General features: G+C 69.9%; 21 protein-coding genes. 14 read left to right on the plus strand and 7 right to left on the minus strand.

The window, feature by feature from the left end:
- The first annotated feature begins 356 nt into the window (after positions 1-356).
- The 3 genes from Psi02_RS05625 to Psi02_RS41045 all read left to right on the plus strand — a co-directional run bounded on the left by Psi02_RS05625 (position 357) and on the right by Psi02_RS41045 (position 3,655).
- Positions 357-1,025: a cysteine hydrolase family protein gene (locus tag Psi02_RS05625; RefSeq protein ID WP_203972369.1), complete on the plus strand. Its 669-nt coding sequence runs from the start codon at positions 357-359 to the stop codon at positions 1,023-1,025.
- Position 1,026: 1 nt separating this feature from the next.
- Positions 1,027-2,610 carry a SulP family inorganic anion transporter gene (locus Psi02_RS05630; RefSeq protein ID WP_203972370.1) on the plus strand — a complete coding sequence of 528 codons (1,584 nt, stop codon included), beginning with the start codon at positions 1,027-1,029 and terminating at the stop codon, positions 2,608-2,610.
- 451 nt (positions 2,611-3,061) lie between these two features.
- On the plus strand, positions 3,062-3,655 hold the full coding sequence (locus Psi02_RS41045; RefSeq protein ID WP_373317597.1) for a hypothetical protein: 594 nt from the start codon (positions 3,062-3,064) through the stop codon (positions 3,653-3,655).
- Positions 3,656-3,769: 114 nt separating this feature from the next.
- Here the strand turns inward: Psi02_RS41045 and secA2 are convergent, their stop codons facing one another.
- Positions 3,770-6,094 (minus strand): accessory Sec system translocase SecA2, encoded by a 2,325-nt coding sequence (secA2, locus tag Psi02_RS05640; RefSeq protein ID WP_203972371.1) that lies wholly within the window; start codon positions 6,092-6,094, stop codon positions 3,770-3,772.
- A gap of 136 nt (positions 6,095-6,230) precedes the next feature.
- On the opposite strand from secA2, the gene Psi02_RS05645 reads away from it, so the two are divergent.
- From Psi02_RS05645 to Psi02_RS05665, 5 genes are all read left to right on the plus strand, one after another.
- Complete coding sequence (locus Psi02_RS05645; protein WP_203972372.1) at positions 6,231-6,590, plus strand: VOC family protein; 360 nt, start codon at positions 6,231-6,233, stop codon at positions 6,588-6,590.
- A gap of 105 nt (positions 6,591-6,695) precedes the next feature.
- Entirely contained in the window at positions 6,696-7,580 is an 885-nt protein-coding gene (locus Psi02_RS05650; RefSeq protein WP_239094632.1) for a DMT family transporter, read from the plus strand.
- Positions 7,581-7,908: 328 nt separating this feature from the next.
- Positions 7,909-9,012 carry an HtaA domain-containing protein gene (locus tag Psi02_RS05655; protein ID WP_203972374.1) on the plus strand — a complete coding sequence of 368 codons (1,104 nt, stop codon included), beginning with the start codon at positions 7,909-7,911 and terminating at the stop codon, positions 9,010-9,012.
- A 2-nt stretch (positions 9,013-9,014) separates the two neighbouring features.
- Positions 9,015-9,707: a class E sortase gene (locus Psi02_RS05660; RefSeq protein WP_203972375.1), complete on the plus strand. Its 693-nt coding sequence runs from the start codon at positions 9,015-9,017 to the stop codon at positions 9,705-9,707.
- Positions 9,704-9,865, plus strand: a complete 162-nt coding sequence (locus Psi02_RS05665) for a hypothetical protein (RefSeq protein WP_203972464.1) — start codon at positions 9,704-9,706, stop codon at positions 9,863-9,865. Before Psi02_RS05660 ends, Psi02_RS05665 begins: the two co-directional genes overlap by 4 nt.
- Before the next feature lie 111 nt (positions 9,866-9,976).
- On the opposite strand, the gene Psi02_RS05670 is transcribed toward Psi02_RS05665, so the two are convergent.
- Positions 9,977-11,173 (minus strand): glycosyltransferase family 4 protein, encoded by a 1,197-nt coding sequence (locus Psi02_RS05670; RefSeq protein WP_203972376.1) that lies wholly within the window; start codon positions 11,171-11,173, stop codon positions 9,977-9,979.
- 499 nt (positions 11,174-11,672) lie between these two features.
- Between Psi02_RS05670 and Psi02_RS05675 the strand changes: the two genes are divergently transcribed.
- From Psi02_RS05675 to Psi02_RS05690, 4 genes are read left to right on the plus strand one after another with little or no spacing between them, the layout of a single operon-like run.
- Positions 11,673-13,121, plus strand: coding sequence for a hypothetical protein (locus Psi02_RS05675; RefSeq protein WP_203972377.1), 1,449 nt, complete (start codon positions 11,673-11,675; stop codon positions 13,119-13,121).
- Positions 13,118-14,545 carry an O-antigen ligase family protein gene (locus Psi02_RS05680; protein ID WP_203972378.1) on the plus strand — a complete coding sequence of 476 codons (1,428 nt, stop codon included), beginning with the start codon at positions 13,118-13,120 and terminating at the stop codon, positions 14,543-14,545. Before Psi02_RS05675 ends, Psi02_RS05680 begins: the two co-directional genes overlap by 4 nt.
- Positions 14,542-15,786, plus strand: coding sequence for a glycosyltransferase (locus Psi02_RS05685; protein WP_203972379.1), 1,245 nt, complete (start codon positions 14,542-14,544; stop codon positions 15,784-15,786). Before Psi02_RS05680 ends, Psi02_RS05685 begins: the two co-directional genes overlap by 4 nt.
- The gene (locus tag Psi02_RS05690) at positions 15,783-16,490 is read left to right on the plus strand and encodes a class I SAM-dependent methyltransferase (protein ID WP_203972380.1); all 708 of its coding nucleotides are present in this window, start codon (positions 15,783-15,785) and stop codon (positions 16,488-16,490) included. The genes Psi02_RS05685 and Psi02_RS05690 overlap by 4 nt, the downstream gene beginning before the upstream one ends.
- A gap of 17 nt (positions 16,491-16,507) precedes the next feature.
- Here the strand turns inward: Psi02_RS05690 and Psi02_RS05695 are convergent, their stop codons facing one another.
- Positions 16,508-16,936 carry a cupredoxin domain-containing protein gene (locus Psi02_RS05695; protein ID WP_203972381.1) on the minus strand — a complete coding sequence of 143 codons (429 nt, stop codon included), beginning with the start codon at positions 16,934-16,936 and terminating at the stop codon, positions 16,508-16,510.
- 300 nt (positions 16,937-17,236) lie between these two features.
- Here Psi02_RS05695 and Psi02_RS05700 point away from each other — a divergent pair, with 300 nt between their 5' ends.
- A complete protein-coding gene (locus tag Psi02_RS05700; protein WP_203972382.1) occupies positions 17,237-18,421 on the plus strand; it encodes a substrate-binding domain-containing protein in 1,185 nt (394 codons plus the stop codon).
- 144 nt (positions 18,422-18,565) lie between these two features.
- The gene (locus Psi02_RS05705; protein ID WP_203972383.1) at positions 18,566-19,444 is read left to right on the plus strand and encodes a sulfotransferase family protein; all 879 of its coding nucleotides are present in this window, start codon (positions 18,566-18,568) and stop codon (positions 19,442-19,444) included.
- A gap of 16 nt (positions 19,445-19,460) precedes the next feature.
- On the opposite strand, the gene Psi02_RS05710 is transcribed toward Psi02_RS05705, so the two are convergent.
- The 4 genes from Psi02_RS05710 to Psi02_RS05725 are packed head-to-tail and all read right to left on the minus strand — an operon-like array spanning position 19,461 to position 25,785.
- The gene (locus tag Psi02_RS05710; RefSeq protein ID WP_203972384.1) at positions 19,461-20,516 is read right to left on the minus strand and encodes a YveK family protein; all 1,056 of its coding nucleotides are present in this window, start codon (positions 20,514-20,516) and stop codon (positions 19,461-19,463) included.
- Positions 20,450-21,781: an MATE family efflux transporter gene (locus tag Psi02_RS05715; protein ID WP_203972385.1), complete on the minus strand. Its 1,332-nt coding sequence runs from the start codon at positions 21,779-21,781 to the stop codon at positions 20,450-20,452. The genes Psi02_RS05710 and Psi02_RS05715 overlap by 67 nt, the downstream gene beginning before the upstream one ends.
- 3 nt (positions 21,782-21,784) lie before the next feature.
- Positions 21,785-23,407, minus strand: a complete 1,623-nt coding sequence (locus Psi02_RS05720) for a class E sortase (RefSeq protein WP_203972386.1) — start codon at positions 23,405-23,407, stop codon at positions 21,785-21,787.
- Positions 23,404-25,785, minus strand: coding sequence for a substrate-binding domain-containing protein (locus tag Psi02_RS05725; protein WP_203972387.1), 2,382 nt, complete (start codon positions 25,783-25,785; stop codon positions 23,404-23,406). Before Psi02_RS05725 ends, Psi02_RS05720 begins: the two co-directional genes overlap by 4 nt.
- Between the last annotated feature and the right edge of the window lie 136 nt (positions 25,786-25,921).

Here is a 25,921-nt window from a genome sequence, read left to right on the forward strand (position 1 = left end):
CGCACCTCCTCGCCCCAACTGTGGCAGATGACGCCGGTTCCTTGCGCGTACGGCCATGCCCGACGTTTATGCATGATCACGGAGAGAGTAGTGCCAGGTCAGGGCGTTTTCCGCGAAAGTGCGCATGATCACGGATTGCATCGGCGCAGGTCGGCCGGTGTTTCTCCGAACCTGTGCATGATCACGCATGGGGGGTGGTCGGGTGGGTGCTCAGGGCGGTAACCGTGGGTTAACACCTGGAGGCACGGCTCGTCACAATCCTGTCGACAATCGACAGATATGGATCGCAGGCCGGTCCGGCGTCGGGGGGCGTGAGCCGTACCGGGCCCCGGATGAACCGGAAGAAGGAGCCGGCCATGGTCGACCGACTGGTCGTCGACGCATCTCCCCATCCCTTCGCCTTCAGTCCCCCGCACACCGCGCTCATCGTCATCGACATGCAGCGCGACTTCGTCGAACCGGGCGGCTTCGGCGAGACCCTCGGCAACGACGTGAGCATGTTGCGGAAGGTCGTCCCGCCTCTCGTCGCGGTCCTGGCCGCGACCCGGGACGCGGGGATCGCCGTCATCCACACCAGGGAGGGCCATCTGCCCGATCTCAGCGACTGCCCGCCCGCCAAGCTCAACCGGGCCAGCCCGAGCCTGCGCATCGGGGACCCCGGACCCAGGGGCCGCATCCTCATCCGCGGCGAGTACGGCCACGACATCATCGACGAACTCACCCCGCTCGACGGGGAACTGGTCGTCGACAAGCCCGGCAAGGGCTCGTTCTACGGCACGAGCCTCCAGGAGCACCTCGAGGCCAGGGGGATCACCAGCCTCATCGTGACCGGCGTCACGACCGAGGTCTGCGTGCACACCACGGTCCGTGAGGCCAACGACCGCGGATACGAGTGTCTCGTCCTTTCTGACTGCGTGGGCTCCTACTTCGAGGAGTTCCAGCGCGCCGGACTCGCCATGATCGCCGCCCAGGGCGGGATCTTCGGCTGGGTCGCCCCTTCCGAGAACTACCTGAAGGTGATGTGAGATGACCGCCGTCTCCGAGGAGAAGACCTTCAAGCTCCCCTGGTGGGTGTCCGGGGACACCAATGCCTTCTTCGGCCTCGGCTTCAACGTGCTCGTGAACGTCCTGACGCTCACCGCGCTGTGCCTGGGCGTGGTGCACATCCCCCAGAACGACGTCTACTCCGTCATCCTGCCCGCGCTCGGGATCCAGTTGCTGATCGGCAACGTCTACTACACCTACCTCGCGCGGCGGCTCGCCAGGAAGGAGAGCCGCACCGACGTCTGCGCGATGCCGTACGGCCCGAGCGTGCCGCACATGTTCATCGTCACCTTCGTCATCATGTTGCCGACCTACCTGGCCACCAAGGACCCGCTGCGGGCCTGGCAGGCGGGATTGGCCTGGTGCTTCATCATCGGGCTCATCGTGCTGGCGGGGGCGTTCGCCGGCCCGCTCATCCGGAGGTACACCCCGCAGGCGGCCATGCTAGGCACGCTCGCCGGCATCTCGATCGCCTTCATCTCGATGCGTCCGGCGGCCCAGATGTGGGAGGCGCTGTGGATCGCGCTCCCCGTTCTCGTGATCATCCTGATCGGGTTCTTCACCGACCTCAAGCTCCCCGGCAACATCCCGGTCGGCCTGGCGGCCCTGCTCGTCGGCTCGGCCATCGGGTGGGCGGGCGGATACATGAACCCGGCCGACGTCTCCGCGGCGGTCGGCGACATCGCGATCGGCCTGCCCACACTGAAGCTCGACCTGCTCGCCAACGGCCTCAGCGAGGTGGCGCCGCTGCTCGCCACCGCCATCCCGCTGGGCATCTACAACTTCACCGAGGGCATGACCAACGTCGAGAGCGCGTCGGTCGCGGGGGACACCTACAACCTCCGGGCCGTGCTGCTCGCCGACGGCGCGGGCGCGGTGGTCGGCTCCGCGCTCGGCTCGCCGTTCCCCCCTGCCGTCTACATCGGCCACCCCGGCTGGAAGGAGGCGGGCGGCCGGACCGCGTACTCGATGGCGAGCGGCGTCGTCATCGCCCTGCTCTGCTTCCTCGGCATGTTCGGCCTGCTGAGCGCGCTGCTGCCGACGCCCGCGATCGTGCCGATCCTGCTCTACATCGGCCTGCTCATCGGCGCGCAGGCCTTCCAGGCGGTGCCGAGGGTCCACGCGGTGGCCGTGGTGATGGCCGTCATCCCCAACATCGCCTCCTGGGCCTCGGGCCAGATGAACAACGTGCTGGCCGCCGCAGGGACCACGGCCGAGAAGGTGGGCGGCGACGCGATCGCCGCCGCCGGAACCGTCTACGACGGCACCGTCCTGCTCGGCGGGGGCGCCATCCTGGCCGGTCTGGTGCTGGGCGCCATCGTGGCGTTCATCATCGACAAGAACTTCTACTGGGCGTCGGGCTACGCGCTGTTCGGCGCGGTGTTGTCGTTCATCGGCCTGCTGCACGCCGAGAAGGTCGGCTGGAACGTCGGCGGCCAGGTCTCCCTCGGGTACGTGTTCGCCGCCGCCGTGCTGGCCGCCTTCGGGCTGTGGCAGTCCCGGCGGCCTGCCGGTGATCCGGCGGCCGGGCCGGGCGCACGGGAGGCGGAGCCCGCCGAGGCCTGAGAGGTCCCGCTCCACGGCCGCCCGTGGAGCTGTGGGGCGCCCGTGAACCACCCGTAAGCCGCTCGTGAAGGACTCCGTGGACTCCGTGGAGCCCCTCTCGCATCCGCATCCCGCAGCCGCTACAGGGCCGTGACCGCCTGGTCGCGGCCTTTTGCGTGGAACCGGCCGCGGCCAGAGTGAGCTTTGTGACTGTATGTTGGCAAAAGTAAAATTTCGTGGCGATGACTTGGGGTTTGACTTGTTCTTGGCTTAATGTCCGATTACTCAACCGTGACCAGTCAGGAGATCCCCCATTTCCAGCATCGCGGCACAGCCTCCCCAGAGCCCCGTACAGACCCCGTCCGGCTGCACTGAGCAGCCGCTGCTCAAGGGCACCACGACCGCCTCCTACTTCTGGGACGACGGTTCGGGCGTCAACGGCGACACCGGCACCCCCGCCTCGGGGAAGCCGATGCAGAAAGGCCTCGCGGCAAGCCCGAGCTGGCCCCTGGGGACCAAGGGCTATGTCGTCTACCAGGGCAAGAAGGCGGACTTCTTCATCGGTGACCGCGGGCCCGGCATCCCGTCCGACCACGGCGTGATGCTCGACCTCGACGGCAAGACCTTCGCCGACCTGACCGGCGGCACGTGGGACGACTCCTCCATGACCGTCGAGGGCAACGGCGGAGCGGGCCACATCAATGTGACCTACGTCGTCACCGAGTGGGGCTCGAACCCGGGCAAGAAGGCCGCTCCGCGGCCGTTCTCGGCCGGAGCCTACGGCGTCCACGACGACTCGCCCAACGGGCCGGTGATGGTCTGCCCGTCCGCAGTGGCCACAGCGGCCACAGCGGCCACAGGGCCCGCGGCGGACTCCCCGGCCGCCGCGACTCCGGCCGATGACGCCGCGTCGGCCGCTCCGGGCTTCAGCACGGTGTCGGCGGCGGGACCGTACTCCGAGCCCGTCACCCCCTGCCCCGAGGTCTCGGCCGCCCTCATCGTCTGCGCGGTCGCCGCGGCGGCGGGCAGGAGCGCGCTTCGCCGCGCCGCAGGGCGCCGGTCCTGACGGGCGACGCAGTGCGCCGTGGGCCGACGGTCCTGAGCGACGCCGCCGGCTGCCGGTCCTGACGGGAACGGCGGCGCCCCCGCCGGTCCTGACGGGCGACGACGGCGCGCCCGCCTACTTCTTGCGGCGGCGCTTCAGCGTTCCCGCCACGCGCTGCAGGATGCGCTCCCAGTCGGAGCCGAACGGGTTGTCCTGAACCAGGTACGTCCACGTCGCGGTGGGCCGCTTGAGACCCTGATCGGCCAGGTCGGCGGTGACGTCCGCCGTCTCGAACGTCTCCTTCGACCGCTGCTCGACCTCGTCGAGCAGGCTGCGATAGGCAGGCGCCGCCTCGCGGTTGAACTCGTCGAGCGGGTTGAGCCGTCCGAGCGCCCGCAGATGGATGCCCTCGCGGAGATCCGCCAGATAACCGAGGTGCTCGGTCCAGCACCTGTCCAGATGGAACAGCACGATCTGCCGGCATGCCTGCTCGACGACGTCGGTGCCGGCCGTCTCGCTCAGCTCGCGGAAGCGGTCGGGGAATGCCTCCCGCAGCGCCTCCGCCGCGGCGTCGCCGTGGAGGACCCGGTCGCGCAGTTCGAGGACGTGCGTCCGCTGCTCCTCCATGAGCCGGGTGTAGCGCCAGGTGTTGCGGTGGATCTCCAGGTTGACGCCCTCCGCGACCCGCTGGGCGTGCGCCACGAGCTCTTCCGCCCGCTTGTGCCGTACGACGCCGTCGGGGTCGGAGGGGGGGAGTGACTCCCCGGCCGCGTACGCGGTGAGCAACTCGTCCTCGCCGCTGACGAAGAAGACCGAGCCGCCGGGGTCGCCCTGCCGCCCGGCCCGGCCGCGGAGCTGGTCGTCGAGCCTGCTGCTGTCGTGCCGCCCGGTTCCGATGACGTACAGCCCGCCGAGGTCCGCGACGGTCCGCTCCGTGGACTCATCGACATCCGACTCCGTGGACTCCTCGACGGACCCCTCGGGATCCCCGGCGGTCCCGTCGTCGTCCGCCGGCCGTCCGCCGAGCCGGATGTCGGTGCCGCGGCCGGCCATCTGGGTGGAGACCGTGATCGTGCCCTGGGCACCGGCCCTGGCGATGATCGCCGCCTCTTCCGCGTCGTTCTTGGCGTTGAGCACCACAGGCCGCAGCCCCCGGGCGCGGAGCGCCTCGTCGAGGCGCTCGGACTCCGCGACGTCGAGCGTGCCGATCAGGATGGGACGGCCGGTGGCGTGCTGGGCGTCGATCTCGTCCAGCAGCGCCTCCTGCCTGGCCTCGGCGGTGGCGAAGATCCGGTCGGGCTCGTCCACCCTGACGCACGGCTTGTTGGGCGGGATCACGGCGACCTTGAGGTCGTAGAACTCGCGGAGCTGCTCGCCGACGGCGACGGCCGTACCGGTCATGCCGCAGATCTCGGGATAGCCGCGCAGCAGGCCCTGGATGGTCAGAGAGTCGAGGATCTCCCCGGTCTCCGACGCGGGGAGCTTCTCCTTCGCCTCCACCGCCGCCTGGAGCCCATCGGGCCACCGCTGCAGCAGCGCGACGCGTCCACGCGACTGGTTGATCAGATGGACGCGCCCGTCCCGCACGATGTAGTCGACGTCGCGCGTGAGCAGCGCGTGTGCGTGCAGGGCCAGGTTGACCTCGGTCACCACGCCGGGGTCCTGATAGAGATCGACGCCGAGGGCCTTCTCGACCGTGTCGGTGCCCTTGGCGGTGAGGAAGACGCTCCGCCCCTCCTGGTCGACCTTGTAGTGGTAGCCGCGGGACAGCCTCCTGACCAGCGCGGCCATCTCCGGCACCGCCGTACCGGGATCGGCGGCTCCGGCCAGCACGAGCGGCACGCGGGCCTCGTCGACGAGCACGGAATCGGCCTCGTCCACCAGCGCGACCTGCGGTGCGGGGACGACCAGCTCGGCGGGATCGGTGACCAGCCGGTCACGGAGCACGTCGAAGCCGAGCTCGCTGACCGCCGCGTAGGTCACGTCCTTGGTGTAGGCGTCCCGGCGCTCCTCGCGAGTGGAGGTCTCGGAGATCCAGCCGACGGTGAGCCCCAGGATCTCGAACAGAGGCCGCATCCACTCGGCGTCGCGGCGTGCGAGGTAGTCGTTGACCGACACCGCGTGGACGTGCTTGCCCTGGAGGGCGAATCCGGCGGCGCTCAGGGCGCCGGCCAGCGTCTTTCCCTCGCCGGTGGCCATCTGCGCGACGTGTCCGTCCAGCATGGCCAGCATGCCGACGAGCTGGACGTCGAAGGGCCGCTGACCGAGCGCGCGGCGGGCGGCCTCGCGCATGACGGCGCAGAACTCCGGCGTGCCCACCTCTCCGGCCCGAAGTTCGGCGCGCTCGCGCACCTCGGCCTCGAGTTCCCCGGCCCGCTCGACCGTTCGCTGGAACGGCGTCAGATCGACGCTTCCCGGCCTGTCGAGAAAACGCCTGACGAAGTCAGCTACCGAGGCCATGCTCGCTCCAACGACTCACCTGCCGGACTGGTTCCGTCTGCCCGGTTCATGGTGCCACTATCCGGTCTCACAGCCTGACCGGGCACCCCGGCATTGCTGTCAGAGGATGACAGGTATGGCCGGAAGTATGGCCCGCATGACAACCATCGCGAAACTCATCGCCGTCACCATCGACTGCGCCGAGCCCAAGAAGCTGGCCGAGTTCTACGCCACGATCACCGGATTCGAGGTGCAGTACGCCGAGGGCGAGTACGCCGGAATCGGCGACGGCACCGCCGCCATCTACTTCCAGCGGATTCCCGACCGGAAACCGGCCTCGTGGCCCGGCGCCGACAAGCAGTTCCACCTCGACTTCCGGGTGCCGGACGTGGCCAAGGCCGTACAGGAGTACCTGGAACTGGGTGCGAGCAAGCCGGAATTCCAGCCCGGTGACGGGTGGATCGTCCTCGCGGACCCGGAGGGCCACCTGTTTTGCGTCTGTCCGGAAAGGTCATGACTTCATGCGGGTCGAGTGATCAAGCGGCCGGGACAGTGACCTTTGTCCCTAAGCTTGCGTGGTGACACTCGACTCGCGACTCACCGGCCGGCGCCCATGATCTTGATGGGAATCTCGATCGCCCTCATCGGAGCCCTGGGCTACGCCCTCGGTGCCGCCCTGCAGCAGCGCGAAGCCGTCACCGCGGGCGCCACGCTCAAACTAGTGAGGCGGCCGCGCTGGTGGATCGGCGGCGTCATCGGCTTCACCGGCGCGTCCCTGCACGCCGTCGCGCTCAGCATCGCGCCGCTCGTGGTCGTGCAGCCGGTGAGTGTGGCGACGCTCGTCTTCGCCGTCCCCCTCGCGGCGTGGCTCCACGGCAGGCGCCCGCGACGGGCCGAGATCATCGGCTCGGTCGCGGTCGCGGCCGGGCTGCTGGGCCTGATGGTGCTCGTCCCGGCCCACAACGTGACGCCGGTGTTGTCGAGCCGCGCCGCCATCGGGCTGATCGGAACGGTCGGGGTGATCGTCGCCATCACGTTCCTCATCGCACGGTGGTTGCGAGGGCCGCTCAAGGCGCTGCTGATGGCGATCGGCGCCGGCTCGGTCACCGCGACGGTGTCCACGTTCGTGCGGGTCGTGGGCGGCGGGCTCGGCGGTGACCTCGCACGGTTGCTCACCTGGTTCACCATCGCCATCCCCGTGCTGCTGGTCTGCGCCGTGGTGCTGCTGCAGAAGTCGTACGCCGTGGGCTACTTCGGCATCGCCTACGCCGGGGTCCAGGTGGTGGACCCGATCACCTCGGTGACGGCCGGCGCCGTGCTGCTCGGCGAGCCGCTGCCCACGGGGGCGGGGAACGTGATCCCCGCCCTGTTGGCGGCCGCGGTGCTCATCGCCGGGACCATAACCCTGGGCCGGATGGCGCCCGATCACTCCCAGGCCGCCCCGGAAGGCGTCCCGGTGAAGCTTCCAGACGGAGGGACCGGCGCCGTCGAGACCGCCCGGATCTGATCGGTGGTTCGCGCTGATTGACCGTTTCGGGGTCTCCGGCCTTCCTGAAGACACCTGCCGTTCCCCTGCAGGAATGCGCCGTTCACCTCGGAGGCCACGCTTCACAGCGGCAACATCGGGCGGCCACCGTCCGAGCCCTGGGGATTAACCGTCGCAGGCGAGCCTGCGGCTGCCCGGCAAATCGCGATCAGTACTCCCGCCAAGACTGAGAGGCCGACCGATGGGCGGCCAGGGTTTGCCGGGCTTCGGGCCCTGGGTCGTCTATCTGTGGTGGTTGGTTATGAATGGTGTACGTGCAAGCCGGCGACGACGAGCACGAAACCTGACGGTGCTCGCTGTCACGCAACTCGCCTTCGGAGCCATGGCCACGCTGGGAGCCATGGCCGCCAGCGCATCGGACATCCCCACGGCCAGAACGGTGACGGGCGGCACTCTCACCTGGGCGGTGAGCGACGTGCTCGGCCGGCCCGGAGACGGATCCACCGCCGACAAGGCGAAGATCGAGGTCTCAGGCGGCGCGGAAAAGCTCTCCGACGGTGCCGTGCGCTTCCCCGCGAAGGGCGGCGCCTTCGATCCCGCCACCGGGCGCGCGGTGGTGACCTATGCGGGATCGGTGACCCTCACCGTCGAGCATCGGACGGTGTCCGTCGCCGCCCCGCAGGTCCTCGTCGACGGCGAGCGATCCGCGCTCCGTGCGACGGTCACCGGCCCCGCCCAGGTCCACGGAACCGCGGTCGCCATCGATGTGGCGCGACTGGCCGCCACCCGGCCGCACCTCACGTCGGGGTCCGTGAGCTGGGCCGATCTCGCGGCGACCGCGACAGAGCAGGGGGCCGCGTCTCTGGCACCGCTCACCACTTCCACGGGTTCGCTCGGTCCCGTCTCGCTCGGCGTCACCGTCGGCGAGAGCGCCGACCCCGACGCCCAACGGGAGCTGGCCCTCGCCCTGGCCGCGGAAAGCCCCACGCCGAGCGCGAGCGCGTCGGTGAGCCCCAGCGGATCGCCGTCGGCTTCGCCCTCGACGTCATCGTGCCCGTCGCCGAGCGCGTCGACCAGCGGCTCGCCCAGCCCGAGTGCCTCCGCGAGCACCTCACCGAGCACCTCGCCGAGTGCGAGTGCCTCCGCGAGCACCTCGCCGAGTGCCAGTGCCTCCCCCAGCACGTCACCCAGTGCGAGCCCGTCCGCCAGCCCCTCCAACTCCCCTTGCGCGTCGCCGTCCCCGAGCCCGTCGGAAAGCCCATCGGAGACTCCGACCGACGGAGGGCCCTCCACGACGTACACCACCATCGAGGCCGCCAACTCCAACACGCTCGCCAAGACCGGTGACGGTTTCCTCGTCCCTCTCACGATGGCGGGTGTGGCCCTGATCGTGGGCGGGGTGTTCACCCTGAGGATCGCCCGTCGCGGCGGCTACGCCTCGGACGACTTCTGATCGTGGTCGCCGACCAGCGGGCCACGACCGGCGTGGTCGACGACGAATTCTGGGAGCCGCCCTGGCGACCGGTCGTCCGTGGCGCCGGCGAGATCCTGATCACCCTGGGCCTGCTCTTTTGCCTCTTCGCGGCCTACGAGTTCTATGGCAGGTCGTGGCGGATCGAGGCGGAGCAGGATCAGGTGGACAGCGTGCTCGACCGGCAGTGGAAGGAGCCCGGCTCGGCCGTGCCGGTGGACGGGCAGCCGATCGCGCGCGTGCACATCCCGAAGCTGCACCGCAAGTGGGCCGTCGTGGAGGGCGTCACCACCGGCGACCTGCGCAAGGGGCCAGGACACTACCCCGGTACGGCCAGGCCCGGCCAGGTGGGCAACATGGCGATCGCGGGACACCGCATTCCCTCGGTGTTCTGGGACATCGACCGGCTGCGTGACGGCGACGCCATCGTGGCGGAGACCAAGACGGGCTGGTACGTCTATCGAGTGGTGGGCCTGCGCAAGGTGCTTCCCACGCAGGTCGAGGTCATCGCCCCCGATCCGTTCCATCCGGGCGCGCGGCCACGGACGCCCATGCTGACTCTGACCACCTGCAACCCGAAGCTGCAGAACTGGCAGCGGCTGGTGGTCTTCGCGGAGCTCGATCGGGCCCAGGCCAGATCGCAGGGCCGCCCGGCGGAGCTCGAGGAGGCACGGTGATATACCCCTGGATCTGGGCGAGGCTCCCCGGGAGGTTCCTGGGCAAGCTGGCGACCGCGGTGCTTCTCGTGATCGTCGTGCTCGCCGTGTTGTGGTTCGCCGTCTTCCCGATGGCAGAGGCCCTGCTGGGGCTCGATGAGGTCACCGTCGGCCCGTGACCGGGCCGGCGAGCCGTCCGTGCGGACTGGCCAGGACAGGCCAGGCCAGGCCAGGACCGGGCAGGACAGGACCGGAGCGGCGAGCCGTCCGTGCGGACGGGACCGGAGCGGTCACCGATCCCGTCGCGAGCCGGCGAGCACCCGGTGGTAGAGCGCCTCGGTCATGTCAGCGGCCACGTCCCAGGAATAGCGCCTGAGCACGTCCTCGCCCCGGACCCGGCCGCTCTCCGACTCATGGTCGAGATTCGCCAGAACACGCGTCAGCACCTCGCGCAGGTGATGTTCGTCGCCCTCGCGGAACAGCCGGCCACCCGGGCCCTCCTCCGCGATGACCTCACGGTGGCAGCCGAGGGAGCTGGCGATCGTCGGAAGGCCGTACGACGCCGCCTCGAGCAGCGCGAGCGGCAGCCCCTCCAGGTGCGAGGGCTGCACGTAGACGGCCGCGTGGCGGTAGAGGGAGGCCAGCTCCTCGCCGTAGACGTATCCGAGCATGTGGACGCGGGGGTCGGCAGCGGCGAGGTCGTGCAGGTTCGAGACGTAGTCGTCGGTGAAGGACGAGCCGCCCGTGATCGCGAGCCGGATGTCGCCGGGCACCGCGGCGAAGGCTTTGATGAGGAGGTCGACGGCCTTCTCGGGCACGAGCCGTCCGACGAACAGCACGTACCGTCCCGGGCGCAGCCCGCGGTCCAAGACGGGCCGGGGCGAGACTACGGGCGAGGGCCGCTCCACACCGTTCGCGATGTGGACGGTGAGACGGTCGCGGATGGCCACGTACTCCTCGGTTATCTCACGGGAGACGCCGACCACGGCGTCGGGGACGCGCTCGCTGAGCCAGCGCGCGCTGCGCAGCACGGCCTTGGCCGTTCCTCCCCACTTCTGCCGCCGGTCGTCACGGCCGTGGATGGTCTGCACCACCCGGGCACCGGAGAGATAGCGGGGAAGCGGGGCGCACAGGCCCGGGCCGAGCGCGTGGTAGTGGACGATGTCGTGCCCCGCCCCGACGGCGGCCAGCGTCGAGACCAGGCTGTGGGCGAGCGCGTCGAGATGCTTGGTGCCCAGTGTCGGCAGGTGGCGCAGCCGCATGCCGTCCAGTGCGTCGTGGCGCTCGGGCACATAGTTGTCGCGGCAGTAGACGGTGACCTGATGCCCCCGGGCGGCGAGTCGCCGGCCGAGGTGGGCGACGTGGTGCTCGATGCCGCCGAAGGTGGCCGGCAGACCACGCTGGCCGATCATGGCGATGCGGAGCGTCCGGCGATCGGCGGCCACGGGGGAATATGCGATGGATCCTGACGTGTCGGCGACGGGCATGCCCGAACCCCTCATATAAGGAAAACGAGTAAGGCGTCTCTGGCGTGGACGCTAGGGAATTGCGACAGGGTGGAAAAGGGGGAATTGGGGTATTTCCGCGCTCTTCACCATCGGTTAGCTCCTTCGACCGCTCCGATGCGCACCGCTGGAAAGAGCTCCCGGCGATTTACCGGACGTTCATGTGTGAGACCGTTTCTAGTAGATCAACATGTCATAAAGCAGGGATAAAGACGCCTGCTCGCCTCTGCCGTGAGCTGGGCTCGCGGGGTCCAGGGGTGCGTGACGGCTGAAACATGCACTTAACATGCCCAAAGTCAAGGTGAACTGTCCCTGTTAACGCTCTTTGTCGCTTTTGGGTGGCATATCTTGTTCTCTAGGGAGGCAGAAAACTTTTCGTCGTCTGTCAGTTGCCTCGAGGTATCCCGCGGTTTGCCTAATGGAGACTGCAAAAACCTGACATATGGCGCTATAAAAGGCTGTCTGCCAGGAGGGAGCGAGTGTGATCCGGGGGGTAACGACCTTTTTCGCGATCCTGGCCGTCTTATGTGGCGCAGGCTGTACCGCCGACCCGGGACGGACCGGTTCCGGCCCCTCCGCCCCCACCATGGCGCCGGCCAAGGTTCTCCCCGAGCAGCCGTTCGGCCTGAAGTGGGACGGTTATCGCCATCCGCCGACCGGCGACGACCCGGTGATCGAGGAGTACGGCGGCGGCGCGACCTTCCACGAGATCGTCTGGTGCGCCGTCGAGCCGCGGCAGGGGGAGCGGAACTGGTGGCTCGACGACCGCGTCGTGACCGACCTGCTTTCGTACGGCTACCGCGTGATGGTGCGGATCCGCGTCGGCTCCTGTTGGGCGAGCGGGCAGCCGGCGGCCCAGCGCCCGAGGATGGCCGTCTCCTTCCCTCCCGTGGACACGGCGGCCTACCAGGCCTTCGTACGTGACCTCGTGGGCAGGTACGCGGCCGTCGGCGTGCACCTCTACGGCATAGAGAACGAGATCGACGCCAACAACATGTGGGGTGTCGACCCTCTCGCCTACCGGGCGGTGGGCCGTGCCGGGGCGCAGGCCGTACGGCAGGCGGACGCGCAGGCCCGCGTTCTCGACGTGGGGATGACGAGCGCCAGTTACGGGATCGCGGTCTCGAAGGCCTTCCTCGACGCGGGCCGGCCCGATCAGGCTCTCACCTTCTACCGGGACTTCTACGCGGGGCGGGGGGACGGCGGGTTTCCGCCCGCGTCCACCGCCGACGAGTTGCGCGCGGTCTTCGCGCTGCCGCGGGCCCAGCGGGCCCTCGCCGCACACGCCGCGGACCTGGAGCTCGACCAGGCCGGTGTCTTCGACATCTTCCAGTTGCACTACTACGCGGGCTGGGCGGCGGCGGCCGATGTGATCGACTACATCCGCGGCAGAGTGCCGGCCGGCATGCCCATTGAGGCGTGGGAACTGGGCTTCTACTGGCCGGGCGCGGACTACGATCCCGTGCGCCACGGTGTCGAGACCGCCAAGCTGCTCGCCGTGCTCCTCGCTCGCGGAGTCGATCGCCTCGTCTACCTGCCGCTCGATTACAGCCCCGGCAGCGCGGTCGTCGCGACCGAGCACTGGCGGGGGTTGTTCGGCGACGACGGTGCGGCCCGCCCCGCCAAGACCGTCCTCGAGGAATTCAGGAAGCACTTCGCGACGGGGACCTGGCGTCCTGTGGCGCGCCAGGGCCTGAGCGGCGGCGTCGCCGACCAGGCGGCCACGACGACGCTGGTGCTCTGGAGCACCGGCGGGAGCCCGATATCGCTGTCGAGACCGGCGAACGCGCCCGCGTCCTCGATCACCGTCACGACGTTGCCCGACGGCCGGCCACGGGACTGGACAAGCGGGACACTCGACGTGGGCGCCGACCCCCTCATCGTCTCGGTGCCGGCCTCGGCCGGCCTCGGATGGCTGGAGCCGGCGTGATCCCGCACACCGCCCCGGGCAGCCGTCTCCGCATCCCCCTCGAAAGGGGACTGGTCCTCGTCAGCGTCCCCGCGATCGGGCTGGCCGTCTACAGCGGGATCAGCTTCGCCTCCGGGGCGTCCCGTACGGCCGTGGTCCTGCCGATCGCGCTGGCCATGGCCTTCGCGCTGGTCGTCGTGGCCATCACGAGGTTCACCCTGTTCCTGATCATCGTCCTCGCGATCCGGGCGAGTCTGGACGCGACCAAGCTCGCCGCCATCGGCGACACGGTCGACGACGGCGGCGCCCGGTCGGCGTCCAGCCTGTTCGATCCCTCCTCGATGCTGGGCGCGCTGTTCATCGGCGCGGGCCTGGTCTGGCTCATCGTGCAGGGACGCAGGCCGGCCGCGGCCAGGCCGCATCCCGCGTTGCCTGTCGCGGTCGCGGCATTCTTCGGAGCCTCGTTGCTCAGCCTGCTCGGGTCCCGGGCTCCGGCGGTCAGCGCGGGCGAAGTGTTGCGCATCGGCGCCTTCATCATCATGATCTTGGTGGTCGAACGGCTCGTGTCCGACGATCGGGGCCGGACCGTTCCGATTCTCGTCGCGGTGTTCGCCTCCGCGGTGATCCCGATCCTGGTGACGCTCTATCAGGTCGTCACCGGAAACGGGCTGGTGGATCTCGACGGCCTTCTACGGCCCGTCGGCACCTTCTGGCATCCCAACTCGCTGGGCGACTTCTGCTACACGCTCCTGGTGATGGGCGTGGCCCTGTTGTGGCACGTGCACGGGCGGGCCAAGATCGCGCTGTTTCTGCTGGTCGCCGGCCTCGGCGCCGCTCTGCTCGCGACCGGCTCGCGTGGTGCGTGGATCTCCGCGCTCGTCGGTGTGGTCGTCGTGGGGCTGCTCCAGGACCGCCGTGTCATCTACGCGCTCGGCGTCGTCATCGCCGGCGTGCTCGTGGCGGTCCCCTCGGTGCTGAATCGGTTCTCCGACCTGTCGCAGTCGTACACGGCGGGAGGCCGCGAGGCCAACTCCCTCGTGTGGCGCATCGACCACTGGGGCGAGGCGCTCGGACTCCTGCCGGGGAATCCGGTCACCGGAACCGGCCTCGGGACCACACGCCTTCTCCTTTACAAGGAGATGCACAACGACTATGTGCGGGCGCTCGTCGAGTCGGGGGTCGTCGGCCTGCTGGCGTACGTCGGCCTGCTGGCCGCGCTGTTCCTGTCCGCGCGGCGCGCCGTGCGGGCCACGCGCCCCCGGCTCGGGGCGCCCGCGGTGAATTTGGACCGAGGGATCGCGGTGGGTGCCGTCGCGTGTGTGGCCGCCCTCGCGGTGTCGTCGCTGACCGACAACACGATGACCGCGGTCGCGGTCATGTGGTATCAGGCGGTGTTCGCCGGGCTGGCCCTGCGCATCGGGGCGCCTGGGAGGGAGACAGAGTGAGGGTCCTGCACGTCAACAAGTTCCTCTACCGACGCGGTGGGGCGGAGGCGTACATGCTGGACCTCGCTGAGATGCAGGTCAAGGGGGGCAACGAGGTCGCGTTCTTCGCGATGCGCCATCCGGACAACATCACCTCGGAGTACGAGGGGCACTTCCCGCGGCATCTGGAGATGAACCCGATGCCGAAGAACCCGATCGCGATGGCCAGGGGCGCCGGCCGGATGTTGTGGTCGACCAGCGCCAGGCGCGGGATGGCCCGGGTCATCGAGGAGTTCGCGCCCGACGTCGCCCACCTGCACAACGTCTACCACCAGCTCTCACCCTCCGTGGTGGCCGCGCTGCGGGACGCGGGCGTCCCCGTGGTCATGACGCTGCACGACTACAAGCTGGCCTGCCCCACCTACAGCTTCATCGACCACGGCAAGGTCTGCACGGCATGCGTGGACGGCGACCTGCGTGAGGCGGTGCGGCGCAGGTGCAAGGACGACTCGCTCGGCGCGAGTGCGATGCTCGCGGCCGAGACCTGGCTGCATCGCCGGTACGGGGCCTACGACGGGGTGAACGTCTTCATCAGCCCGAGCAAGTTCCTGGCAGGGCAGCTGACCCGTGCCGGGGTCTACCCGGACCGGTTGCGGGTGCTGAGCAACTTCGCCGACCCCAGCGGGGTGACGCCGAAGTCGCAGCCGGGCGGACCCCTGGTCTGCGTGGGACGACTGCACGAGACCAAGGGCGTGGACACGGCGATCCGCGCGATGGGGCTGCTCGGCTCCGCCTCGCGGCTCGTCGTCGCCGGCGACGGACCGGAGCGCGCGAACCTGGAACGGCTGGCCGAGCAGGTCGCGCCCGGCCGGGTGCGGTTCCTGGGCCGGATATCGCGGCAGGAGGTCCTCGACCTCCTGATCTCCGCGACGGCGCTGCTGGTCCCCTCCCGGTGGTACGAGAACCAGCCGATGACCATCCTCGAGGCCTACTCGTGCGGCGTGCCGGTGATCGGCACCTCGCTCGGCGGGGTCTCCGAGCTGGTCATCGACGGCGCGACCGGGCGGCTGATCCCGCCTGACGAGCCCATGGAACTGGCGTCGGCGGCGCTCGCGCTGCTGCGCGACCCGGAGCGGAGCCTGGCGATGGGCAAGTCGGCACGGGCGATGGCGAGCTCCCGGTACTCACCGGAGAGCCACCTGAGGGCCATCGGAGAGATCTATGCCGAGGCCCGCCGTCTCAGGGAGATCCAGACGACATGACATCCAAGGGAGTCGACATGGCAGTGGCCGGCGAAACTCGCCCCGACCTGGGAAGACGGATGCGGGAGGTCCTCATCGGCCGCCCCGGCTCGCTGAACACCCGTCTCAGGACGCGGCGGATGGGGATGTTGCTGGAGCGTTTCCCGGATCTGGAGCAGATGGAGGTCATCGACCTCGGCGGCACCGTGCGTACGTGGACCCGCGCCCCCAAACGGCCGAAGCACGTCCACCTGATCAATTTCGAGCCGCCGGTGGACGAGGTTCCCGACTGGGTGACGGTGGAGCTGGGCGACGCCTGCGACCTGCCCGGTCACCTGCGGGATCGCCGCTTCGACCTGGTCTTCTCCAACTCGGTGATGGAGCATGTCGGCGGGCACGAGATGCGCAGGAGGTTCGCCGACTCCGTCCACCGGCTGTCGGACCGGCACTGGGTGCAGGTCCCGTACCTCTACTTCCCGGTCGAGCCGCACTGGGTGTTCCCGATGTTCCAGTTCCTGCCGCTTCCGCTGCAGACCGCCTTCGCCGTCAAGTGGCCACTCTCGTGGGGGACACGGCCGCGGACCCGGGCGGAGGCGCTGCCCATGGTGCTGGAGATCGAGCTGCTGAGCCGTACGCAGATGAGGCACTACTTCCCGGACTCCACGCTGCTCGCCGAGCGTTTCGCCGGATTCACCAAGTCCCTCATCGCCTGCCGTACGGACTGAGCCGGCCGGCGAGCGCGTCAGGAAGCCGGGACCGGCACCTGGTCGCTCTGGGGCATGATCTCCACGACGCCCACCGGGTCGCCCGACTTGCCGATCCGGTAGGCGTACGACCCGGCCGTGTCGAAGACGTGGGTGTACGCACCGCCTGGCGGGATGGCGCCCGAGGGCTTGCTGCCGTCGATGAGCCCGACGGAGACGGTCTTGGCGGTGTCATTGCGCCACGAGATCGTCTCGCCGGTGCCCGCGATGAGCTGCCGGGGCACCGGGCCCGAGCCGGTGATGCTGACCAGGTTTCCGGCGGCCATCTCGTCGGACGGCGCCGCGGGCAGCGGGGAAGAGGTCACCGGGCGGGTCCGCTGCTGAGAGGGAGCCTGGTCCACCTCGCCGACCGCGCATCCGGTCACAGCGAGAATGCCGCTCATCGCGACCGTCATTGTGATCAGCATTCGTCTCATGGGACGGCACTATCCGGCCGTGAAATGCCGTCCGCCCATCTGTTAAGTGCTTTTCCGGTAAACGAACCGGAAAGTAATGGAACGGTACTGGAACTCCATCGATACCCGTACTTATTGCCTTACGTTCTCATGGCGGACATGCGGGGTTAGTTGGCTAAGAGCCGGGTCCCGATGATGATCCTCGAGGTGTCGCGACCTACTCTCCCGGCCCTCGCGAGGAAGGTCTCCTGATTTTTCGCGTGGGTGTCTTTTCGCAGTACCAAATTCGCTGTCCAACAGGATTGAGGATTCATGTCCGGCGAAATCCACCAGAAGAAGCCGCGTCTTGGCCGTGTGGGCAAGCGCGTAGCCGCGGTGCTCACGCTGATCACCGCGATCTGCGCGTTCGCACTTCCGGCCTCGGCGCTGCCCCCGTTCTCTGACGGCAAATTCAACTTCACGATGACCGGCGCCGGGTCGGACACGACCTATTTCGCCATGCAGGACCTGGACAAGCTGTTCAACCAGTCGCCTGGCTGCAATCTCACCGTGCCGCCGGCGACCCCCCAGTGGACCTGCCTGACTGACACCGCCACGACCGTCACCACCGAGAACTACGACCACGAGATGGCGGTCGAGCACTTCCCGCAGGGCTCGGGTGCGGGCCTGCGCATGCTGTGCCAGGAGAACGACGGCCTGACCGGCACCATCTTCTACAGCTACGCGCGGTCCTCCTCGGCGCCGGCCAGCATTCCCAACGAGTGCAAGAACGCCCAGGACCCGCTGACCTACGTCGGCTGGGCCAAGGACGCCGTCGCCGTCCCGCGGTGGAAGGGTGGCGCCTCCGACGGTGTCACCAACCTGACCCTCGCCCAGCTGAAGGAGATCTTCCTGGGCACGGGCCCCGGCGGCTGCAACCGCAACTGGAACGAGTTCGGCGGCGGCAACGGCGCGATCATCGTCAACGGCATCCAGACCAGCTCCGGCACCTACTCGGCGTGGCAGTCGTTCCTCGGTGGCGACCCGAACACCTGCGTCACCGCCACCGGCGGCCAGGTGCTGTTCGAGAACAACTGCGTTCCGATCAACAACCTCTCGGCGACCGACCAGGGCCGCTCGATCTGGGCCCTGTCGTTCGGCAAGTACGTCACCGGTGAGGCGAACTGCAGCAGCACCGACACCGCGCTCATCAGCGTGGGTGGCGTGGCGCCCAGCCCCACCACGATCCAGAACGGCACCTACCAGTTCAACCGGACGCTGTTCAACGTGGTCCGTCGCAACGGCCCGCCGTGGATCGCCGGCTACGTCGGCCCCGCCGGCTGGCTGTGCAAGCCCAACGCCCTCCACAGCAAGCCGGTGGGCGACCCCAACCCGGGCATCGAGAACGCCAACGTCGACCGTAACTGGGGTGTCGCCATCGACCAGGCGATCACCGCGAACGGCTTCGTGAAGGTCAACCCGACCGGCAACAAGTGCACCACCTTCGACGTCAACTGACGTAGCGGGCGGGTCGCGACATCAGTTCCGGGCCGGGCTCTCACGAGCCCGGCCCGGTTCCGCCGTATCGGCGGACCCCCGGGCACCACAGGCCGACCGGGGGTCCGGCACAAGTTCCCTCGAATTCCCTCGAAGGAGAGCCCCGTGCTCAGTTTCATCGTCGGCACCGGACGTTGCGGCTCGACCCTCGTCCACGAGGTGGTGGCCCGGCATCCGGACGTGGGGTTCGTCTCCAACGTCGACGACCGGTACGCGCGCTGCCCGCGCTGGATCCGCCGTCGCAGCGGCGCCGTCTACCGCAGGGTGCCGCCGCGGCTGACCACCAAGGGACGCCTGCGCTACGCGCCGTCCGAGGCGTACACCGCCCTCGCGCGCGAGGTCTCACCCCTGCTCGTGGACCCGTTCCGCGATCTGCTCGCCGGCGATGTGACACCCTGGCTCGCCGAGCGCACCAGGGCCTTCTTCGAGGGACGGGCCGCCGACGAGGGAGCCCCCGCCTACGTTCACAAGCTCACCGGCTGGCCGCGCACGGGTTTCCTCAGCGAGGTCTTCCCTGAGGCCCGCTACGTCCACATCGTGCGTGACGGGCGCGCGGTGGCGAACTCATGGCTGCAGATGCCCTGGTGGCGCGGACACCTCGGCCCGGCGGGCTGGCACTTCGGGCCGCTGCCCGAGCCGTACGAGAAGGAGTGGCACGCCGCCGGGCGCTCCCAGGCCCACCTCGCGGGGATCGCCTGGAAACACCTGATCGACGCCTACGCCGCGGCCCGTGAGGCGCTGCCGGACGACGCGTGGCTGGAGATCCGCTACGAGGACATCGTCGCGAGCCCGCGCAAACACTTCGAGGTGATCCTCGAGTTCCTCGGTCTCGCCTGGACACCGGGTTTCGAGCGCGGCTTCGCCAGATACTCCTTCTCCGCCGGCAGAGCCGATGCCTTCCGCCGTGACCTCGCTCCCGACCAGGTCGCCCTCCTCGACCACAGCCTCGCCGCGCACCTCCGCCGGCTCGGCTACCGGGGCTGAGCCGTACGGCAGGCCGTCAGCGAAGCTGGCGCTGCTGGTCGCTGCCGTTGCGGTCGCCGCGCTCGATCACCCGCACCTCCTGCGGGCTCACCGGGATCGGTGCGGTGCCGGAGGGCGTCAGCAGCGCGGCGGAGACCCGCGGGGGACCCAGGTGGCTGACCGGCCGGCGCTGCCGGACGAGCTCCCTGAGCAACAGGATGACGACGGCGAGCAGGGCGCCGACCCCGCCGGCCATCGCGACGACCCGGACGACGAGCGAGGTCTTGCCCTGGGCCACCCCTTCGGGGGTGACCGGTGTGATGGACGCCTCGGACTGCGTCAGGCGCGCCTGCGCGTCGTGCAGACCCTGCTGGACCTGAACCAGGTAGCGGTTGGCCTGATCGGCCTCGTTCTGGACGGACATGAACGGCACGAGGTCCGGGGTGAGCCGCGAAAGCTGTTTCTGCCGGTCGTCGATGGCCTTCAGGATGTCGTTGCGATCACGGTCTCCCGTGGGAGCGGCGAGTTCGGACTGCAACCGCGTGATCTCGGCGTAGAGCACCGTGTAGCGATCAGGCGCCAGGCCGCTCTTGGCGACGGCCTTGGCCAGGGCCTTCGCGGAGTCGTCGGAGGCCTTCTTCGCCCCCTTCACCTCCGACTCGGCCTGCGCGACGTAGGGCCGCATCAGATCGTCCACGGCCGCGAGCGCCGTCGCCCGCGTGATCACCGCAGCCTGCCGGGCGTCCTCCCCGACGTAGATCACCTGCACCACGGTCCCGCGCTCGTTGTCGGTGTTGGGGCGCTCGGTGGACAGGCCGCTCATCAGCGTGCCGGGATCGACGTCCGCCTTCTTGGCCACGGTCGCGATGACCGCGGACGAGGTGACGAGCGTCCGGAAGGTGGCGACGCTCTGCTCCGTCATGGCGGCGCCCGTCGTGTCCGTGGGCGAGGCCACCTGCAACTCCACGACGTGCCGGTAGGTGGGCGGTTGGGCGATAGCCCAGGCCGCGCCTCCGATCGCGGCGATCAGCGGGATGGCGGCGAGCGGAAGGATGATCCCGCGATGCCATCGCCCGTATTCGACGAGTTCCATCGTGTCTCCTCGGGAGATTGATCGGTTGGGGGCCGGAGCGCGCTGCGGAACTGCCAGATCCAGAGCGCCGCACCGGCGAGATTGGCCAGGCCCAGGCCCGCCACCGCGCCGACCGCCCCGTAGAGCTGACCTCCGGCCACGCCGCAGCCGATGGTGAGCGGGACGAGCAGCAGGCGCACCGCCGGGCTGCGGCGGTTGTCACCGAGGGCGCGCAGCCCCACGACCGCGCCCGTCATGGCGGCGACGCCCGTATAGATCAGGGCCGTCGGCAGCAGCACGGCCCTGGCCTGGTCCCAGGACCCGCCGAGCAGCGCCCTCCCGAGACCGTCGGGAAGGATCAGGGTCAGTACGGCGTAGCAGGCCGCCATCACGGTCAGGGCCGCCGACTGGGCGGTGACCGTGGCCCTGAGCGTGGCGGCCGAGCGCTTCAGGGCGCCCACCGCCTGGGGGATGGCGACCAGGTTGCCCGCCTGGAGGACGACGTTGAGCGGGCCGTACACGACCTCGGCGGCGCGGATCGCCCCCAGGGCGGGCAGGCCGTTCACCCCGCCGATGGCGAGCAGGGCCAGGTTGCGGCCCCCGATCCTCGCGAGGAACTCGACCAGGTAGGCCGGCAGCAGGTCGCGGTGACTCACGATCCAGCCCCGCGCCTTGAGGGGAGCGGGCAGCAGCCTGGCCTGCGCCGATCCCACGAGGGCCGCGACAGCGGCCGAGGCGGCCCAAGCCGTGACCAGCCCGGACAGTGTGGGGCGGCCGGAGGCGACGACCCAGCCGACCCCGGCGACCTGTCCTACCGCCCAGACGAGGTCGTTGACTATCGCCTGCCCGGGGCGGTCCGCGGCGATGAAGGCGAATCGCCAGGCGTCCTTGAGCAGCAGCCCGGGAAGGAAGATCGCCAGCGGGACGACCGCTTCGGCGACGGGTCCTCCGTACAGCGGCCGGGCGGCCAGCAGGAGGACTCCTCCGCCCACCCCGATCAGCAGGGCGAGCCCCGTCGACTGGCGGGTGCCGCGCCGGTGCTCTCCCTCGCTCACGTGGCTGAACCGCACCAGCAGCGGCTCGGACACCACCGTCCGGGAGAAGCTCAGGATGATCATGTAGAGGGTGTTGGCGATCGCGAACGCGCCCAGCGCGACGATGTCGACCTCGCGGGCGACCACGACGGTGAGAGCGATGCTGGTCGCGCTGGCGAGAGCCTGGTCGGCCAGCCCCCACGCGGTCTTCGGCGTGAAGGCGAGCCTGCTGCGGCGAATCGTGGTCTCCACGGGCTAGTACGTCGAGGGGATGAGGCGCGCGAGTGCTTCGAACCAGACCAGTGCCAGTGCCAGCAGCGCCGGAGTCGTGATCAGGTAGGTCGAGACCCGCCGCCATCTGCGGTAGAGCAGGAACGTTCCGGTCAGCAGGACGAAGAAGAGCCCGCCCCAGCCGAGTACGGGCCACCAGGCGGAGGGATCGCGTCCCAGGCCGAGCTCGTCCACCTTGAGCCCGTGGTCGTCGAGGGTCTTCAGGGACGCGGGTTGTCCGTCGAGCCGGGCGATCACGGCGAGCCGGCCGCCGGTGCTCGTGTCCGAGGTGGTCAGGAGCGTGAGCCGGTTGACGATCGTCGCCTGGGAGACGAAGTCCTGCTCGCCGGTCTTGGCGCGCAGCGTCCTTTCGACCGTGTAGGAGAAGCGGCCCTCCTGCGTGGTGGCGATCACCTTGTCGCCGGGCTTGAGTGCCGCGATGCGGGCCAGCGGTGCGCCGTACAGGTTCCGGTGACCGGCGAGGATGGCGTTGCCGATCTGACCCGGCATGGGCGACGGCCGGTAGTGTCCGACGGCCTCCCGCAGTTCGCTCGTCCCGGTCCCCTGCACCACGGCCTCGCGCACGCCGATCCTGGGTATCTCCAGCAGTGCCACGGGCTCACCGCGCGGGGGGAGCGCCGCGAGATCCCGGTCACCCTCGACGGGGGCGGCGGCGATCGCGGCGGCGACCTTGAAGTTCTCGTTGAGCCGGTCGACCATGATCCGCTGGTTGCGGTCGTATGCGAGGTGGCCGAACCAGGACGCGTACAGGGAGAAGGCGACGAGCAGCGCTCCCATCACGGTCAGGGCGTTGACGGCGAATCTCCCGAGCACGCGCAGTTCGGAGGGAAGGCCGGCGACGACCTCTCGCAGCGTCCTCCGCCTGGGCGGATAGCCGGGATACCCCACGCCGACCGGCAGGCCGGTCGCCGGCATGAGGTACATCGGGTGCGGCACGGGGCCCGGATAGCCGGGCGGCGGGGGATAGCCGGGAGGCAGGGCGAAGCCCGGTGGAAGTTGATGGCCCGGCGGCACCGGATAGCCGGGCGGCACCGGATTGCCCGCCGGGACGGGCCGGCCCGGCGGTACGGCATGGGCCGGCGGCGCCGGATGCCCGGGGACGGCGCCGGGGGGCATGGCGCCGGGTGGCACGGCGTAAGGGGGCATGGCATAAGGGGGCATGGCGCCGGGTGGCACGGCGTAAGGGGGCATGGCGTAAGGGGGCATGGCACCGGGCGGCGGGGCGCCCACCGGAGCCCACTGGGCCGGCCCGATCTGCACCCATCCCGCGATGGGCGGGGCCGGCACCGGAGGCGGAACCGCTCCGAGCCGGAGAAGGGCGTCGTCGTAGCGAGAGCGCAGGGCGGCGGCGGCGGCGCGGGTCGTCGTCTCGCCTCCGGCGACGGTGAGCTCGACCTGGCCGAGCAGCACCGACGCCGATCCGGCCAGGACGAGCGCGCTGGCGTGCTCGGGCCCGCCCCTGGCGCCGGCGACCCGGGCGACCGACTCCTCCAGTCGCTTGACGGCCTGCTGCGCCAACTCCAGGGCGGCGGAGACCGTCACCTGCCCGGAGTCTCCTGCCGCGGCCGCGATGTCCGAAGGAGTCATGCGTCGGCGTCCGGCCCGGTCTTACCGGGAGCGGTGGGAGCGGGTCCCGCCGTCGCCGGGGACCGACGGGAGCGCAGGCGCCAGAAGAGGTAACCACGCCACGATCCGCCCAGCGAGAGGGCGATCGCTCCGATGATGAGGAGGAGGGTGGTCCCCACCACCCACGCCGGAGCGGGGATCGTGCCGCCGCGCACCGTCCCCTCGTTCGCGAGGGGTGTCGGATTCGACACCGGAGCCGGCGCGGTCGGCGTCGGCGTCGCCTGCGGAGTGGGGGTGGGCGACTGACTCGGGCTGGCGGAAGGAGTCGAGTTGTTGCCCGTTCCGGAGCCGCCGCCGTTGCCGGGCTCGTGCGTTCTCGTGATCGTGACGACGGGTTTCGGCGTGTGCCTCGTGCCGCCACCGCCACCGCCACCGCCGCCACCGCCGCCACCGCCGCCACCGCCGCTCGCGGGGGGGTCCGACGGCTCGGGGCTCGGTGTGACGAGCAGCATGTCGGCGACCTGGATCGCCTGATCGTGGAGGGCCTTGGGAAGCGGCGCGCCGCCGAGTTCGACGATGCGGGCCTGCGCCGCGTCGCTCACGGCGTACTTGATGAAGAGCGACAGGGCCTGGCGCTTCGCCAGGGGGAGGGGGTTCTTGCCCTTCGAGTCCGCCTTCGGCACCGCGAGGTAGTGGACCATCGGCAGGGGATAGGCGGCGGGCTTGGTCGTGTCGTTGAACACGGCCTTGTAGGTGCCGTCCGCGTTCTTCTTCATCGTCTGGAAAGCGGCGAGGATCGAGTCCTTGGTGGGCGCGACGTACTGGCCTGCCGCGTTCTTCAGCGCGGAGACCCCGAGGGGGAAGTCCCGCTCGGCGAGGGCGTTGACCTCGGTGATGTCGACATATCCCAGGCCCGCCTTGGAGTCACGCAGCCCCATCGTGCTCGGGTCGGGGTTGCCGTCGTTCCCGAGCTTGGTGAGATCGCCGAACTGGGTCGCGATCTGACGCGCGGTCTCGGCGCCGGTCTGGGTGCCTCGGGTCCCGGCCTGGGTCGCCAGCAGTTCGAGCCCGCCGGGCTCGCTGTTGGCGAACTCGCGCTCGAACAGGCCCTGCGGGAGCGTCGCTCCGAACCATGCCGACAGAATCTGGTTCTGGGCCGACTGACCGAGGCGGAAGATCGGCACCACCGCCCGCGGAGGCAGCTCGCAGCCGTGGTTGTCGACGGCGAACAGGCTCTTGGCGCCGAGCGCGCCCCAGTTCTGGGTGTAGTCGTTGAGGTAGCTGAGGGGGCCGGTGCTCGGCGCCGACGACTGGCCCAGCATCCAGGCGAGGGTGAGGGGGCTCATCCGTGACTGGCGGATCGAGCGGCCCGCGACCTCGACCTCGTTGGCGATGGCGAGACCGGTGAGCGAGATGGGCGCGTAGGCCACGTCGCCGCCCACGGCGGTCTTGTCATACGGGACGCCGGTGACGGAGAAGTCCGCACCCCGGGTGAACTTCGACTGGAACCCCGACTTGAGGGTGCCCGCACCCTGCACCGAGGTCGTCCTGGAGAAGCTCACGTCGGCGGCCCGTGCCTGGCTGCGCACGCCGGTCAGCCAGGACTCGAACGCGGTGGCGACGTTGGAGGACCCGGCGCCGTGGATGGGGTCGCCCACCTGGGTTCCCGTGACGGGTTCCAGCACGGGTGGCGGCTTCTCCGTCGGGAACGGCGGCGACGTGAGCGCGGGTACTTCCTGCGTGATCGGTTGTCCGTCGGGGCCGGGGCTGAAGGTCAGGTCCTGGCTCGCGGCCGCGCGCGCGGGCTCGGCCACCCCCGCCGGCGGCGTGGCCTGCGGCTTCAGCGCCTGCGGCCACGTGGTCTGGTAGTCGAGCGGCTGCTGCCATTCGCACTCACTGGCGATGACGACGCAGGCTCCTCCAGCGGTGCAGGTGAAAGGCAGGTTCGCGGTCGTGGAGCCGGAGTTGTAATAGACGGTGGAGCGCGCCATGGTGCCCTGCCTCACCGTGAAGGTGGCCGTCCCCGTGCCGTCGGAATTCGTGGTGCCCGCCTGCCGGGTCTGGGGGGCGCACCAGTCGAAGGGGTGCCAATCCGTGTAGCCGAATGCCGCCCCGTTGTATTGGTACCAGGCCCTGCCGGGATTGACGCATTCAGTGAGGACGACAGATGAGTTCGGTGTAAAGCCTTTCCAGCGGACGGTGACCGACTGGTCCGCACCCAATTTCTGATTGACGTCCCCGTCGATTCTCGTACCGTCCGGTGCGGACCACACCTCCACCGCCGGCGTGTCCTCCGCCGCGCCCACCGCGGGCTGCCGGGGCACCGGGCCGACGGCCAGCGCGGCTGACGCAGCGGCCACCGCGATCGCCAGCAGGCCCAAACGCTTACCTCGCCACACGTCCGCACTCCCCAAATTTCCTGAACCAGGACCCGGCGTACTCGCGCGCGTAGCCCGAATACAGGGAAGCGCCACGAACTCCCTCCGTACAAGGGCCGCCGGTATTCGTCGAGGCGCCGTCCTGCTGCGTTCATCC

Origin of the sequence: Planotetraspora silvatica (genome assembly GCF_016863315.1) — a bacterium.
In the GTDB taxonomy this organism is placed as follows: domain Bacteria; phylum Actinomycetota; class Actinomycetes; order Streptosporangiales; family Streptosporangiaceae; genus Planotetraspora; species Planotetraspora silvatica.

Bases quoted from the DNA above. Each gene is read 5' to 3' on its own strand.
- Psi02_RS05625 (WP_203972369.1), top strand. From the start codon at position 357: ATGGTCGACCGACTGGTCGTCGACGCATCTCCCCATCCCTTCGCCTTC.
- Psi02_RS05630 (WP_203972370.1), top strand. From the start codon at position 1,027: ATGACCGCCGTCTCCGAGGAGAAGACCTTCAAGCTCCCCTGGTGGGTG.
- Psi02_RS41045 (WP_373317597.1), top strand. From the start codon at position 3,062: ATGCAGAAAGGCCTCGCGGCAAGCCCGAGCTGGCCCCTGGGGACCAAG.
- secA2 (WP_203972371.1), bottom strand. From the start codon at position 6,094: ATGGCCTCGGTAGCTGACTTCGTCAGGCGTTTTCTCGACAGGCCGGGA.
- Psi02_RS05645 (WP_203972372.1), top strand. From the start codon at position 6,231: ATGACAACCATCGCGAAACTCATCGCCGTCACCATCGACTGCGCCGAG.
- Psi02_RS05650 (WP_239094632.1), top strand. From the start codon at position 6,696: ATGGGAATCTCGATCGCCCTCATCGGAGCCCTGGGCTACGCCCTCGGT.
- Psi02_RS05670 (WP_203972376.1), bottom strand. From the start codon at position 11,173: ATGCCCGTCGCCGACACGTCAGGATCCATCGCATATTCCCCCGTGGCC.
- Psi02_RS05690 (WP_203972380.1), top strand. From the start codon at position 15,783: ATGACATCCAAGGGAGTCGACATGGCAGTGGCCGGCGAAACTCGCCCC.
- Psi02_RS05695 (WP_203972381.1), bottom strand. From the start codon at position 16,936: ATGCTGATCACAATGACGGTCGCGATGAGCGGCATTCTCGCTGTGACC.
- Psi02_RS05700 (WP_203972382.1), top strand. From the start codon at position 17,237: ATGTCCGGCGAAATCCACCAGAAGAAGCCGCGTCTTGGCCGTGTGGGC.
- Psi02_RS05710 (WP_203972384.1), bottom strand. From the start codon at position 20,516: ATGGAACTCGTCGAATACGGGCGATGGCATCGCGGGATCATCCTTCCG.
- Psi02_RS05720 (WP_203972386.1), bottom strand. From the start codon at position 23,407: ATGACTCCTTCGGACATCGCGGCCGCGGCAGGAGACTCCGGGCAGGTG.